14 protein-coding genes are annotated in these 13,257 nt (G+C 73.6%); 2 read left to right on the top strand and 12 right to left on the bottom strand.

The annotated features are described in order from the left end of the window. Positions 1–94 precede the first annotated feature (94 nt). Positions 95–946 carry a CAP domain-containing protein gene (locus DCS98_RS23745; protein ID WP_241038512.1) on the top strand — a complete coding sequence of 284 codons (852 nt, stop codon included), beginning with the start codon at positions 95–97 and terminating at the stop codon, positions 944–946. A gap of 160 nt (positions 947–1,106) precedes the next feature. Here the strand turns inward: DCS98_RS23745 and DCS98_RS20420 are convergent, their stop codons facing one another. The 5 genes from DCS98_RS20420 to DCS98_RS20400 form a co-directional block, all read right to left on the bottom strand. Continuing rightward, the gene (locus tag DCS98_RS20420; protein WP_116453296.1) at positions 1,107–1,484 is read right to left on the bottom strand and encodes a hypothetical protein; all 378 of its coding nucleotides are present in this window, start codon (positions 1,482–1,484) and stop codon (positions 1,107–1,109) included. 129 nt (positions 1,485–1,613) lie between these two features. Further along, positions 1,614–2,828 (bottom strand): NADP-dependent isocitrate dehydrogenase, encoded by a 1,215-nt coding sequence (locus DCS98_RS20415; RefSeq protein WP_116453294.1) that lies wholly within the window; start codon positions 2,826–2,828, stop codon positions 1,614–1,616. Positions 2,829–2,863: 35 nt separating this feature from the next. Beyond that, positions 2,864–3,817, bottom strand: coding sequence for a malate dehydrogenase (gene mdh, locus DCS98_RS20410; RefSeq protein WP_116453292.1), 954 nt, complete (start codon positions 3,815–3,817; stop codon positions 2,864–2,866). A gap of 54 nt (positions 3,818–3,871) precedes the next feature. After that, positions 3,872–4,171, bottom strand: coding sequence for a DUF3017 domain-containing protein (locus tag DCS98_RS20405; protein ID WP_116453290.1), 300 nt, complete (start codon positions 4,169–4,171; stop codon positions 3,872–3,874). Between the two features lie 2 nt (positions 4,172–4,173). After that, a complete protein-coding gene (locus DCS98_RS20400; RefSeq protein WP_116453288.1) occupies positions 4,174–5,043 on the bottom strand; it encodes a bifunctional methylenetetrahydrofolate dehydrogenase/methenyltetrahydrofolate cyclohydrolase in 870 nt (289 codons plus the stop codon). A gap of 91 nt (positions 5,044–5,134) precedes the next feature. On the opposite strand from DCS98_RS20400, the gene DCS98_RS20395 reads away from it, so the two are divergent. Further along, positions 5,135–5,674 carry a hypothetical protein gene (locus DCS98_RS20395; RefSeq protein WP_241038510.1) on the top strand — a complete coding sequence of 180 codons (540 nt, stop codon included), beginning with the start codon at positions 5,135–5,137 and terminating at the stop codon, positions 5,672–5,674. On the opposite strand, the gene DCS98_RS20390 is transcribed toward DCS98_RS20395, so the two are convergent. From DCS98_RS20390 to sucC, 7 genes are all read right to left on the bottom strand, one after another. After that, positions 5,671–6,306 (bottom strand): pentapeptide repeat-containing protein, encoded by a 636-nt coding sequence (locus DCS98_RS20390; RefSeq protein WP_116453286.1) that lies wholly within the window; start codon positions 6,304–6,306, stop codon positions 5,671–5,673. The genes DCS98_RS20395 and DCS98_RS20390 overlap by 4 nt on opposite strands. Then, entirely contained in the window at positions 6,306–7,856 is a 1,551-nt protein-coding gene (gene purH, locus DCS98_RS20385; protein WP_116453284.1) for a bifunctional phosphoribosylaminoimidazolecarboxamide formyltransferase/IMP cyclohydrolase, read from the bottom strand. Before purH ends, DCS98_RS20390 begins: the two co-directional genes overlap by 1 nt. Then, positions 7,853–8,464, bottom strand: coding sequence for a phosphoribosylglycinamide formyltransferase (gene purN / locus DCS98_RS20380; protein ID WP_206340370.1), 612 nt, complete (start codon positions 8,462–8,464; stop codon positions 7,853–7,855). Before purN ends, purH begins: the two co-directional genes overlap by 4 nt. Positions 8,465–8,508: 44 nt before the next feature. Beyond that, complete coding sequence (locus DCS98_RS20375; protein WP_206340369.1) at positions 8,509–9,684, bottom strand: cell division protein PerM; 1,176 nt, start codon at positions 9,682–9,684, stop codon at positions 8,509–8,511. Between the two features lie 84 nt (positions 9,685–9,768). Next, complete coding sequence (locus DCS98_RS23390; protein WP_206340368.1) at positions 9,769–10,875, bottom strand: hypothetical protein; 1,107 nt, start codon at positions 10,873–10,875, stop codon at positions 9,769–9,771. 170 nt (positions 10,876–11,045) lie between these two features. Next, the gene (gene sucD, locus DCS98_RS20365; protein WP_116453282.1) at positions 11,046–11,924 is read right to left on the bottom strand and encodes a succinate--CoA ligase subunit alpha; all 879 of its coding nucleotides are present in this window, start codon (positions 11,922–11,924) and stop codon (positions 11,046–11,048) included. 31 nt (positions 11,925–11,955) lie between these two features. Then, positions 11,956–13,116, bottom strand: a complete 1,161-nt coding sequence (sucC, locus tag DCS98_RS20360; RefSeq protein ID WP_116453280.1) for an ADP-forming succinate--CoA ligase subunit beta — start codon at positions 13,114–13,116, stop codon at positions 11,956–11,958. Positions 13,117–13,257: the final 141 nt, after the last annotated feature.

The raw sequence follows: 13,257 nt of genomic DNA, 5'->3' as shown, positions 1-13,257 counted from the left end.
ACGAATCCCTCGGGCACTATCGGTGACCTTGCGCGCACCGTTAGTCTCGGCTCGGTAACGAAACGTGATCAAGCAACTCCGTGAGGTTCAAGACGTGCACCACTCCTCCGCCGGCTCCTCCTGGTTCCCGGCCGTCCGCCGCGCCCTCGGCCACCGGGGCGGACGCCTCGCGCTGAGCGTCTGCCTGAGCACCGTGGTGACCGCGTTGGTGCTCGCGATGCCGGTGGTGGCCACGCCGAGCCCCTCCTCCCCCGTCGTCCTGGGGCAGGACGGCGGGCCCCTGTCGTCGGAGACCTTCGCCGGGCTCACCTCCGCGGCGACGTACTCCTCGGCCACCGATGAGACCGCCGCCGCCCCGTCGCCGCGGTCGTCCACCGCCGACGACGTGACCGCGGAGCCCTCCGCCACCGGCTCGCTCCCGGGCGGGACGGCACCGGTGGTGCCCGACCCGGCGACGGCCGCGCCGGTCGTCCCGGAGCCCGCTCCGGCGCCCGCCCCCGAGCCGGCACCGGCACCCGCCCCGAAGCCCGCGCCCGCGCCCGCGCCCGCCCCGGCGGCTGCTCCTGCGCCGTCCGACGGCACCACCGAGGGCCAGGTGCTCGCGCTCGTGAACGCCGAGCGGGCAGCCGCCGGCTGCGGCGCCCTCTCCGCCGACGCGGGGCTGGCGAACGTCGCCCGTGCGCACAGCGCGGACATGCGCGACCGCGGCTTCTTCGACCACGTCAACCTCGACGGCCTCGACCCGTTCGACCGGGCCGAGCGTGCCGGGCTCAGCGCGCGGGCCGAGAACATCGCCTGGGGTCAGCGGTCGCCCGCCGAGGTGATGGACTCGTGGATGAACAGCCCCGGTCACCGCGCGAACATCCTCAACTGCAGCCTGACCCGGCTCGGCGTCGGTGTCGCCGAGGGCAGCGGTGGCCCCTGGTGGACCCAGCTCTTCGGCTGACCCGCCCGCCCCGGTGACAGGGGATGATCAACGCCCACCGGTGGCCCTCTCCGACCTCGACGAGGGGGCGCTCAGCGGGCGTTGATCATCGCCAGCCCCTCCGGCCGGAGGGCCCGCACCCGGGCAAGCAGACGGCGGGGGTCGCGCAGGTCCTCGACCGTCACGTGCACGACCTCCCACCCCGCTGCGTCGAGCCGGTCGAGCCCGCCGCGAGGAGCCCCTCCCCGGGGTGCCACCGCTGCCCGCCGGGGAGGACCACCTCGACGGGATCGCGGGGACCGGCGACCTCGGGCACGCCTCGGAGCACGGCCGCGCCGAGGCCGGTGAAGCCCACCCCGTACGGCAGGACCAGCCCCACCGCGCTGACCAGCAGTCGATGGGTCACCTCGAGCGCGGCATCGGCGTGGACATCCTGCCGCAGACGGCGCCAGGCAGAGCTGCGCAACTGCTTCCGGGTCAGCAGCCCCTGCTGCACCGCCGTCGTTCCTCGGAACACCCGTCCGCGGAGCGGCTCGGGACGCAGGGCGGCGATCGGCATCCCGCGACCCTGCCCGCTGGCGGCTCCGGCCCTTCTGGCCATCCACGGGCGAGAACGCGTCAGGGGCCCTCTCGAGCGGATCGAGAGGGCCCCTGACGGGCGTTGATCACCGCGAGGCGATGACCTGGGTCAGGCCATGGCCTTCTGGAGGTTGGTGTCGATGGCCGCCAGGAAGTCCTGGGTGGTCAGCCACGGGCTGTCCTTGGAGATCAGCAGCGCCAGGTCCTTGGTCATCTGGCCGCTCTCGACGGTCTCGATGCAGACGCGCTCGAGGGTCTCGGCGAACCGGGTGACCTCGGGAGTGCCGTCCAGCTTGCCGCGGTGGGCGAGGCCCCGCGTCCAGGCGAAGATCGACGCGATCGGGTTGGTCGACGTCTCCTTGCCCTGCTGGTGCTGGCGGTAGTGGCGGGTGACGGTGCCGTGCGCGGCCTCCGCCTCGACGGTGCGGCCGTCGGGCGACATCAGCACGGAGGTCATGAGACCCAGCGAGCCGAAGCCCTGCGCGACGGTGTCGGACTGGACGTCGCCGTCGTAGTTCTTGCACGCCCAGACGTAGCCGCCCTCCCACTTGAGCGACGCCGCGACCATGTCGTCGATCAGGCGGTGCTCGTAGGTGATGCCGGCGGCCTCGAACTTGTCCTTGAACTCGGCCTCGAAGACCTCCTGGAACAGGTCCTTGAAGCGGCCGTCGTAGGCCTTGAGGATCGTGTTCTTGGTCGACAGGTAGACCGGGTACTCGCGCTGCAGGCCGTAGTTCATGGAGGCCCGCGCGAAGTCGCGGATCGAGTCGTCGAGGTTGTACATCGCCATCGCGACGCCACCACCGGGCGACTGGAAGACCTCGTGCTCGATCGGCGCGGAACCGTCGGCCGGCTGGAAGCTGATGGTGAGCGTGCCCTCGCCGGGGAACCTGAAGTCGGTGGCGCGGTACTGGTCACCGAAGGCGTGACGGCCGACGACGATCGGCTTGGTCCAGCCGGGCACGAGCCGCGGCACGTTCTGCATGATGATCGGCTCGCGGAAGATGACGCCGCCGAGGATGTTGCGGATCGTCCCGTTCGGGGACCGGTACATCCGCTTGAGGCCGAACTCCTCGACCCGCGCCTCGTCGGGGGTGATGGTGGCGCACTTGACGCCGACGCCGTGCTTCTGGATCGCCTTCGCCGCGTCGACCGTGATCTGGTCGTCGGTCTCGTCGCGCTTCTCGATGCCGAGGTCGTAGTACTCGAGGTCGACGTCGAGGTACGGGAGGATCAGCTGGTCCTTGATGAACTGCCAGATGATCCGGGTCATCTCGTCGCCGTCGAGCTCGACGACGGTGCCCTCGACCTTGATCTTTGCCACTTGCACGTCCCTCTCTGCAGCTCTGAGCGATGCGCTCAGAGGTCGGCCACGTCGGCCTGCTTGGCGCGCACGGCCTCGGCCGCGTCGCGCAGCCCGGCCAGCTCGCTGTCGGACAGGTCGCCCTCGACGACCTTCCGCACTCCTTCTCGCCCGATCTCGGCCTCGACGCCCAGGTAGACGCCGTTGATCCCGTACTCGCCGTCGACCCAGGCGCACACCGGCATCACGGCGCCGGAGTCCTCCATGACCGCGCGGGCCATGCGGGCTGCCGCGGCCGAGGGCGCGTAGTACGCCGACCCGGTCTTGAGCAGCGCCACGACCTCGGCGCCGCCGTTCCGGGTCCGGTCCACGAGGTGGTCGATGCGGTCCTGCGCGAGCACGTCGGAGAGCGGCTTGCCGTCGACGGTGCAGCGGGAGGGCACCGGGACCATGGTGTCGCCGTGCGACCCGAGCGTCAGGGTCTGCACCGAGGAGACCGGGACGCCGAGCTCCTCAGCGACGTTGTTGCTGAAGCGCGCCGTGTCGAGCATGCCGGCCTGCCCCATGACCCGGTTCTTCGGGAACTGGGTGGCCAGCTGCGCCAGCGCCGTCATCTCGTCGAGCGGGTTCGACACGACGATGATCACGGCGTCGGGCGAGCTCGAGGCGATGTTCTCCGCGACCTGGCGCACGATCTTCGCGTTGGTCTCGATGAGGTCCATCCGGCTCATGCCGGGCTTGCGCGGGAGGCCCGCGGTGATGACGACGACGTCGGAGCCCTCGGTGCCCTCGTAGGAGCCCCCGCCGACGCCGACGACCTTCGTCTCGAAGCCCTCGATCGGCCGCGACTGGTTCATGTCCAGCGCGATGCCCTCGGGCTTGCCCTCGACGATGTCGGTGAGGACGACGGTCTCGAAGATGTCGTACTCCGCGAGACGCAGTGCAGTGGTGGAGCCGTAGAAACCGGCACCGACGACGGTGACCTTGCCGTTCCTGGACTTCTCTGCCATGGCCAGGAACCTATCGCCGTGCGCGCCGCCCCGCGCGGGCGGGGCGCGGGAGGGCTACACCGACGGGATCATCAGGGCGATCACGGTCAGGGCCACCCCGGCCCCCGCCATCAGGACGACGTCCACCGGCCGGCTGCGGACGGCGAGGAAGCCCACCCGCCGCACCGGCAGGAGGAGCCGGAGCAGCGCGGCGGCCACCAGGGTCACGCCCATGACGACCAGGCCCCGGCGCCAGTGGCCGAAGGTCACGACCAGCAGCCCCACGCCCACGGTCACGAGCACGGCGAGCAGCGGCAGCTGGCGCAGGAGCCCGGCCAGGAAGGGCCGGCGGACGTAGAGGGGCGGACGCGTCATGCTCAGGCCGACAGCGCCTCGAGCGCCGCGGCCTGCTCGGCGGCGAGGACGACGTTCTGCAGCAGCATCGCCCGCGTCATCGGCCCCACCCCGCCCGGGTTCGGCGCCACGTGACCGGCCACCTCGAGGACGTCAGGGGCGACGTCGCCGGCGATCTTCCCGTCGACCCGGCTCACGCCGACGTCGAGGACGGCGGCACCCGGCTTGACCATGTCCGTGCCGATCAGCCCGGGGACGCCGGCCGCGGCCACCACCACGTCGGCCGACCGGACGTGCGCGACCAGGTCGCGGGTGCCGGTGTGGCACAGGGTCACGGTGGCGTTCTCCGTGCGCCGGGTGAGCAGCAACCCGAGCGGCCGGCCGACGGTGATCCCGCGCCCGACGACGACGACCTCCGCGCCGGCGATCGGGACGTCGTACCGGCGGAGCAGCTCGACGATGCCGACCGGCGTGCACGGGAGGGGCCCGGGCACGTTGAGGACGAGCCGGCCGAGGTTCACCGGGTGCAGGCCGTCGGCGTCCTTGCCCGGGTCCATCGCCTCGAGCACCCGGCTCTCCTCGATCCCGGCCGGCAGGGGCAGCTGCACGATGTACCCGGTGCACCGCGGGTCGGCGTTGAGCTCGTCGACGACGCCCAGGACGTCGGCCTCGGTGGCCGTCGCGGGCAGCTCGCGCTGGATGCTGGCGATGCCGACCTGCGCGCAGTCGGAGTGCTTCGCGTTCACGTACCAGCGGCTGCCCGGGTCGTCGCCGACGAGCAGGGTGCCCAGCCCGGGCCGGTGCCCGGCCGCGGCCAGCGCCGCCACCCGCTCGGTGAGCTCCTCGCGGATGGCTGCCGCCGTCGCCTTGCCGTCCAGGATCGTCGCGGGCACGTCGCACAGTCTGCCGGAAGCCCCCACGGACGACGGCGCGGTCCTACGCTCGGCACGCCCGCCCGCTCTGCCGACCGCCGGAGGTACGCCGATGACCGAGCGCGAGCCCGTGCAGCCCACCGGGGCGACCGCCTACCCGCCCGCGCAGGGGCCGGACACCGGTTCCACGGCGCCGGACTACTCCGCGAGGCCAGTCGCGATCCGCGGGCCGGAGAGCCTCGGTGGGCTGCTGCTGATCCTCGCCGGCATCGCTGCGGCGGTCAGCCTGCTGCTGGACTGGCTCGAGGGCGACGACGTCTCGGGCTGGACCCTGGTCCGGGCCGGGTTCGACGACCTGGGCGGCATCTTCGACACCGGGTTGTGGCAACCGCTGGCGATCGTGCTGGGCGGGGGCGTCCTCTTCGTGCTCGGCATCCTGATGTGGCTGCCCATGCGCGGCCACCGCTTCCTGGGGCTGCTCGGCCTGCTGGTCACCGGAGCGGTCATCGCCGCCGTGCTGGTGCCGCTGCAGGACGCGGACTGGGACCTCGGTTTCTTCGGCCCCGGCTTCTGGCTCGGCATCGCCGTCGCCGTCCTCGGCCTGCTCGGCAGCGTGAAGGCGCTGCTCACGCGCCCGAAGGTGGCGCGCTAGCTGCCGACGACGGCGCCGTGCGCGCGGGCGAACTGCACGGCCTGCGCGAGGTCGAGCCGGACGCCGGTCAGCTCGAACGCCCGCCAGTTGACCTCGTCCGTCGATGCCCCGGACAGGTTCGCCCCGCGGAGCTTGGCGCCCTGCAGCCGCACCCGGTCCAGGTCCGCGTTGGTCAGGTCGGTGCCGCGCAGGTCGGCGTCGGTGAGGTCGGCGTCCCGGAAGCGCTGGCGCGAGAGGTCGAGCTCGGCGAGGTCGGCGCCCCGCAGCGAGACGTAGCTCCAGTCGCACTCGGTCGCCGTCATCGGCCGCAGGTGGGCGCCGGGGAACTGGGAGCCGGTCAGCTTGCAGCCCTCCCACGTGACGTCGATGAGCCGGGCGCGGTCGAACCGGCAGGACAGGAACGCCGAGCCGAGGTGCCGCGAGCCGCCCAGGCGGACCCCGGTGAGGACGCACTGGTCGAACACGCACCGCCGGGTGACCAGCTCCTCGAGGCCGGCGTCGTCGAAACGGCACCGGGTGAAGGTGACGCCCTCCAGCTCCGTGCCCCACCAGTCGACCCGGGCGAAGTCCTCGCCCTCGACCTCGGCCCCCGCCTCGGGCGGGCCGAGGTGGGGACGGGACGAGTGGCGCATCAGTGCGCGAAGTGGCGCGTGCCGGTCAGGTACAGCGGCACGCCGGCGGCGGCCGCCGCGGCGACCACCTCGTCGTCACGCACCGACCCTCCGGGCTGGACGACGGCGCGGACGCCTGCCTCCAGGAGCACCTGCAGCCCGTCGGCGAACGGGAAGAACGCATCGGACGCGGCGACGGAGCCCACGACCCGCTCCCCTGCGCGCGACACCGCCAGCCGCGCGGCGTCGACCCGGTTGACCTGGCCCATGCCCACCCCGACGGTGGCCCGGTCGTGCGCGAGCAGGATCGCGTTGCTCTTGACCGCGCGGACCGAGCGCCAGGCGAACACCAGGTCGTCGAGGCCGGCCGCGTCGAGCGGCTCGCCGGTCGCCAGCGTCCAGGTGGTGGGGTCGTCACCGGGGGCGTCGAGCCGGTCCTTCACCTGGAGCAGCAGGCCCCCGCCGATCGGGCGCATCTCGGCGCCGGGCGCGGGCAGGTGCGGGAGCCGCAGCAGCCGGATGTTCTTCTTGCCGGTCAGCACGCGCACCGCGTCGTCGGTGAACGACGGCGCCACGACCACCTCGGTGAACACCTCCGCGACCTGCTCGGCCATGGTCAGGTCGATCTCGCGGTTGGCGGCGATCACCCCGCCGAAGGCCGACACGGGGTCGCAGGCGTGCGCCTTGCGGTGCGCCGAGGCGATGTCGGTGCCGACGGCGATCCCGCACGGGTTGGCGTGCTTGATGATCGCGACGCAGGGGTCGTCGTGGTCGTGCGCGGCCCGCCAGGCGGCGTCGGTGTCGATGTAGTTGTTGTAGGACATCTGCTTGCCGTGCAGCTGCTCGGCGTGCGCCAGCCCGGGCTGCCAGCCGCGGTAGAGCGCCGCCCCCTGGTGCGGGTTCTCGCCGTAGCGGAGGACGTCGGCCCGCTCCCAGCTCGCGCCCACCCAGGCGGGGAAGCCGCTGTCGTCGTCCGGTGCGACGACGTTGCCCAGCCACGACGCGACGGCGATGTCGTAGGAGGCCGTGTGCCGGAACGCGGCCGCGGCCAGCTTCTGCCGCTCGGCCAGCGTGAAGCCGCCGGCGCCGACGGCCGCCAGGACGTCTGCGTAGCGGGCGGGGTCGACCACGACGGCGACCGACGGGTGGTTCTTCGCCGCCGCCCGCACCATCGCGGGGCCGCCGATGTCGATCTGCTCGACGCACTCGTCGGCGCTGGCACCGGAGGCGACGGTCTCGGTGAACGGGTAGAGGTTCACGACCACCAGGTCGAAGGGCGCGATGCCGAGCTCGTCGAGCTGCGCCACGTGCTCGGGCTTGCGGCGGTCGGCCAGGATGCCCGCGTGCACCGCCGGGTGCAGGGTCTTGACCCGGCCGTCGAGGCACTCGGGGAAGCCGGTGACCTGCTCGACCGGGGTGACGGGGATGCCCGCCTCGGCGATGCGGCGCGCGGTCGCGCCGGTGCTGACCAGTTCCACGCCGGCGGCGGCCAGTCCGGCGGCCAGCTCCTCCACACCGGTCTTGTCGTAGACGCCGAGCAGGGCACGGCGGATCGGGGTGCGGTCGGTCATCGGTCGCTCTTCCTCGTCAGCTCGGCGGTGACGAGCTGCGCCACCGTCTCCACCAGGAGCTCTCGCTCCACTTCCTTGATCCGTTCGTGCAACTGGTCCTCGTCGTCGTCCGGCCGGACGGCGACCTCGCGCTGGGCGAGGACGGGACCCGTGTCGAGACCGGCGTCGACGACGTGCACGGTCGCGCCGGTCACCGTCGCCCCGGCGGCCAGCGCGTCGCGCACGGCGTGCGCGCCGGGGAAGGCCGGCAGCAGCGCGGGGTGGGTGTTGACGAGCCGTCCGCCGAAGGCGTCCAGCACCGCCGGACCGACCAGCTTCATGAACCCGGCCGACACCACGAGGTCCGGCCGGTGCGCGGCCAGCTCGGCGGCCAGCGCGCGGTCCCACGCGGCCCGGTCGGGGTGGTCGCCCAGCGCGCGGACGAACGTCGGGATACCGCGCCGGCGGGCGTGCTCCAGGCCGGCCGCCTCCCGGTCGGCGCCCACGACCACGACCGTCGCGGGGTAGGCGGGGTCGTCGGCCGCGGCGAGCAGCGCGGCGCACAGGGAGCCGGTGCCGGACAGCAGGACGGCGACACGGGCCCGCTCGACGGGCTCGGTGGCGGGCACGCACGGAACCCTAGCCGCGGGCCCGGGCGCGACCGTCGGCGCCGTCAGCCGTGGGCCCGCCAGCGGGCGACGGCTGCGGCGACCGCCGCCGCGATACCGCTCTGGGCGGCGATCGCGATACCCGTGGCCACCGGGGGGGCGCCCACCTCGGCGAGGGCGCCGTCGCCGAGGGATCCCCCCGCGATCCAGACCAGCACCCCGCCGGCCACCCCGAGCAGCACCCCGGTCAGGACACCGTTCAGCCCGGCCACGACCGAGCCACCGTGCTCGTCGCCGAGCCAGCGGCCCACCGCCGTACCGGCGACCAGCCCGGCCAGCGCCGGGATCGCCTGGGAGACGAACGCGATCAGCGGGACGGCCTGGGTGTCGGGCAGGGCGGCGAGCATCGGCAGGGCGGGGACGGCGTCGAGGGTCACACCGTGCACCGAGACGAAGGTGCCGGAGCCGACGTGGAAGCCGGGCCCGGCGGCGAGCCCGAGCACGGCTCCCGCCGCGTTGGGCAGCAGGAGCAGGGCCAGCCCGGCGAGCCCGACCGCACCCGCGCCGGCGCCGCCCAGCGAGCCCGACAGCGCCGCGTAGCCGCCGGCGTCGGAGACCAGGGCGACCGCCACGACACCGGTGCACAGCGCGAGCGCCGTCAGCAGCCCGGCCACGACCCCGCGCAGCACCGCGCGGGTGGAGCCGCGGTCGAGCACCGCGTCGAGGGAGCCCGACTCGCGCGCGACGCCCCAGCCCGTGGCCACGAGTGCCAGCACGGCGGCACCGGCCACCGTCCGGAGCAGCCCGACCCGCGCGCCGGGCGCGTCCACGACCAGAGCCAGGACGACGGTGAGGAGCACGTGGACGGCGACGACCGTGCCCACCGCCCGGGCCGCATCGGCTCCGGACGACGGCGGTCGCACGCGGGCGATCCCGCGGCCGGCCTGGGACAGCCCCCACGCGAGGCCGAGCGTGAGCAGCAGCGGCGCGAGCACCAGCGGGCCGGAGTCGAGGCCGAGCTCCCCGCCCTGGGCGAGGAGCAACAGCCGGCCGGCCAGCACGACCGAGTCACCGACGGACCGGCCGCCGCTCGGGTCGAGGGTCTGGACGACGACCAGCGCGAGGGCGAGACCTGCCAGGGCGGCGGCGCTGACGGCCAGAGCCGCGGCGCCGGCCAGCGCGACGACCGGTACGGAGCCCGCACGGCCGGTCCGGGGCAGGCGCGCGAGCAGGGAGACCACGTCCCCACTCTCGCAAGAGGAGGGGGCCGACGCGGCCGCACGCGCCGGGACCGGACCCGATATCGGGCGGTCCCGGCGCGTCGATCAGGCGGGAGGCCGCTCGCCGGAACCGGGAGTGCCCGAGCCCTCACCGGACGCGGTCGAGCCGCCCTCGGACGGCGGCGCCGGAGGCGGGGCCGGGGCCGACTGCGGAGGCGGCGGCGGTGGGGCCGACGAGTAGGGCTGGGCCGGCTGCCCGTACTGCTGGCCGGGCTGCCCGTAGCCCGGGCCGTGCCCCTGCTGCCCGTGCCCCTGCTGCCCGAGCCCGTGCTGGCCCGGTCCCTGCTGGCCGTAGGCCTGCTGCGGGCCGCCCGGGCGCTGGCCGAAGTCCGGGGCGGGCTGGTTGGCCCACTGGGCGGCACCGGCCAGCCCGCTCGGCAGGGACGGCCGGTTGCGGATCTCGGGGATCAGGGACAGCCCGGCGATCACCAGCACCGCGGTCGAGGTCAGGAAGCCGAGCAGGGGCCACACGGTGAACCCGGTGTCCATGCTCTCCAGCCAGGCGAACAGGGTGAGCAGCCAGGCCAGCGCCGTGAGCGCGACGGTGACCCACGACCGCGGGAAGCCGAGCTTCAGGTCGACGAAGGCCGGGAGCAGCGCCCACGCCGTGGCGAGGACGAGCAGGACGAACGCCGACGTCACGTTGCTGAAGTCGAAGCCGCTGCGGCTGAAGCTGAAGAAGTCGTCCCCGAAGGTCTCCCACGGGAACAGCGCCCAGACGAAGTAGAGGACCGTCCCGGCGGCGATGACGTAGTCGGCGACCCGAAGCCGCTTCAGATCGAAGGAGAAGCCGCTGCCCGCGGGCCGGACCGGCGGGTACCCGGGGGGCGGGCCCCACCCCGGCTGGCCGTAGCCGGGCTGGTAGCCCTGCGGCGGCCCGTAGCCGGGCGGCGGGCCGTAACCCGGAGGCGGGCCGTAGCCGGGCGGCTGCCCGTAGCCGGGCGGGGGCGGCTGGCCGTAGCCCGGTGGGGGCTGCTGGGCGGGTGGCGGCTGGTAGCCCGGCGGGGGCTGGTGACCCGGACCCTGCGGGCTCCCGTAGCCCTGCGGGGGCTGCTGCCCGTACGGCGGCTGCGCCGGCGGCGGGGGCTGCTGCGGGTGCCCGGGCCCCGGCTGCTCGCCCGAGGGCGGCTGGGGCGGCTGGCTGGAGGTCATGTCGGGCGCTCCTCGCAGTGGGGATGGGCGAGGCGCATCGTGGCCGCCGCGCGGCGGCCGGGCAACGGCGCCTCGCGTGTCGTCGTCCGAACGTGATCTTCGCAGGACCCCGGAGACGCCGCTGCCCGGTGTCCCCCGTCTGGGGACACCGGGCAGCGGCGCGAGCGGCGTCAGCCGCCGACGATCTCCCGCATGAGGCGGGCGGTCTCCGACGGGGTCTTCCCGACGCGCACACCGGCGGCCTCGAGGGCCTCCTTCTTGGCCTGCGCGGTGCCGGCCGAACCGGAGACGATCGCGCCGGCGTGGCCCATGGTCTTGCCCTCGGGCGCGGTGAAGCCGGCGACGTAGCCGACCACCGGCTTCGTGACGTTGGCCTTCACGAAGTCGGCGGCGCGCTCCTCGGCGTCGCCGCCGATCTCGCCGATCATCACGATGGCCTCGGTCTCCGGGTCGTCCTGGAACGCCTGGAGGCAGTCGATGTGCGTGGTGCCGATGACCGGGTCACCGCCGATGCCGACGGCGGTGGAGAAACCGATGTCCCGGAGCTCGTACATCATCTGGTAGGTCAGCGTGCCCGACTTCGAGACCAGGCCGATCCTGCCCTGCTTGGTGATGTTGGCCGGGATGATGCCGGCGTTCGAGCGCCCGGGGCTGATCAGACCCGGGCAGTTCGGGCCGATGATGCGGGTGGAGCTGCCCTGGGCGTGCGCCCAGAAGTAGGTCGAGTCGTGCACCGGGATGCCCTCGGTGATGACGACGGCGAGCCCGATGCCCGCGTCCACGGCCTCGATGACGGCGGCCTTGGCGAACGGCGGGGGCACGAAGATGACGCTGACGTCGGCGCCGGTCTCCTTCATCGCCTCCGCCACGCCGCCGAACACCGGGACGCTGGCGCCGTCGAAGTCGACGCTCGTGCCGGCCTTGCGCGGGTTCACGCCACCGACGATCGCGGTGCCCGAGGCCAGCATGCGCTGGGTGTGCTTGCTGCCCTCGGAGCCGGTCATGCCCTGGACGATGACCTTGCTGTTCTCGTTGAGGAAGATCGACATTCTGGTGTCCTGTCCGGAGTGGGGGCGGCGATCAGGCGGCGAGTTCGGCGGCCCGGCGCGCGGCGCCGTCCATCGTGTCGACCACGGTCACCAGCGGGTGGTTGGCCTCGGCGAGGATGCGGCGGCCCTCGTCGACGTTGTTGCCGTCCAGGCGGACGACGAGCGGCTTGGTCGCCTCGTCGCCGAGGATGCCCAGGGCGCTGACGATGCCGTTCGCCACCGCGTCGCAGGCGGTGATGCCACCGAAGACGTTGACGAAGACGCTCTTGACGGCGGGGTCGGAGAGGATGATCTCCAGGCCGTTGGCCATGACCTCCGCGGAGGCACCGCCACCGATGTCGAGGAAGTTGGCCGGCTTGACGCCGCCGAACTCCTCACCGGCGTAGGCCACGACGTCGAGGGTGCTCATGACCAGGCCGGCACCGTTGCCGATGATCCCGACCTCGCCCTCGAGCTTGACGTAGTTGAGGTCCTTCTCCTTGGCGCGCGCCTCGAGCGGGTCGGCCGCGGCGGTGTCCTCGAGCGCGGCGTGGCCCTCCTGGCGGAAGGACGCGTTCTCGTCGAGGGTCACCTTCGCGTCGAGCGCGAGCACGGTGCCGTCGGGCGCCTTGGCCAGCGGGTTGACCTCGACCAGCGTGGCGTCCTCCTTGGAGAACACGTCCCACAGCTGGACGGCGATCGCGATCACCTGGTCGCGCACCTCGGCCGGGAAGTTCGCCGCGTCGACGATCTCGGCCGCCGTGGCCTCGTCGACGCCCTTCGACGCATCGACGGGGATCCGGGCCAGGGCCTCGGGCCGCTCGACCGCGAGCTGCTCGATCTCCATGCCGCCCTCCTTCGAGGCCATGGCCAGGAAGGTGCGGTTGGAGCGGTCGAGCAGGTAGGAGAAGTAGTACTCCTCGGCGATGTCGCTGGCCTGGGCCACCATCACGCGGTGCGTGATGTGCCCCTTGATGTCCAGCCCGAGGATGTCCTGGGCGCGCGCCTTGGCGTCCTCGGGGTTGTCGGCGAGCTTGACGCCACCGGCCTTGCCGCGGCCGCCCACCTTCACCTGCGCCTTGACGACGACGGTCTGCCCGATCTCGCGGGCGATCGCCTCCGCCTGCTCGGGGGTGTCGGCGACGCCGCCGGGGAGCACGGGGACACCGTGCGAGGCCAACAGGTCACGGGCCTGGTACTCGAAGAGATCCACGAACAGGCACCGTAGCCCGCCCGTAACCTCCTCGCGCCTCCGGGCGTTGTAGGGGTGCGGGCCGGGTGGGGCGCATCACAGGATGCGTCACCCCAACGGGCCGGAGTTCCGCCTGCACGTGCCCTGACCGACGCACCTCGA

The sequence above is a fragment of the Blastococcus litoris genome (assembly GCF_003075095.1).
Classification (GTDB): domain Bacteria; phylum Actinomycetota; class Actinomycetes; order Mycobacteriales; family Geodermatophilaceae; genus Blastococcus_B; species Blastococcus_B litoris.
The sequence above is the reverse complement of the archived record's forward strand: the minus strand, read 5'-3'. Positions and strand labels throughout refer to the sequence as shown.

Bases quoted from the DNA above. Each gene is read 5' to 3' on its own strand.
- DCS98_RS20395 (WP_241038510.1), top strand. From the start codon at position 5,135: ATGACCGAGCGCGAGCCCGTGCAGCCCACCGGGGCGACCGCCTACCCG.
- DCS98_RS23390 (WP_206340368.1), bottom strand. From the start codon at position 10,875: ATGACCTCCAGCCAGCCGCCCCAGCCGCCCTCGGGCGAGCAGCCGGGG.
- DCS98_RS20420 (WP_116453296.1), bottom strand. From the start codon at position 1,484: ATGCCGATCGCCGCCCTGCGTCCCGAGCCGCTCCGCGGACGGGTGTTC.
- DCS98_RS20390 (WP_116453286.1), bottom strand. From the start codon at position 6,306: ATGCGCCACTCGTCCCGTCCCCACCTCGGCCCGCCCGAGGCGGGGGCC.
- DCS98_RS20405 (WP_116453290.1), bottom strand. From the start codon at position 4,171: ATGACGCGTCCGCCCCTCTACGTCCGCCGGCCCTTCCTGGCCGGGCTC.
- sucD (WP_116453282.1), bottom strand. From the start codon at position 11,924: ATGTCGATCTTCCTCAACGAGAACAGCAAGGTCATCGTCCAGGGCATG.
- mdh (WP_116453292.1), bottom strand. From the start codon at position 3,817: ATGGCAGAGAAGTCCAGGAACGGCAAGGTCACCGTCGTCGGTGCCGGT.
- purH (WP_116453284.1), bottom strand. From the start codon at position 7,856: ATGACCGACCGCACCCCGATCCGCCGTGCCCTGCTCGGCGTCTACGAC.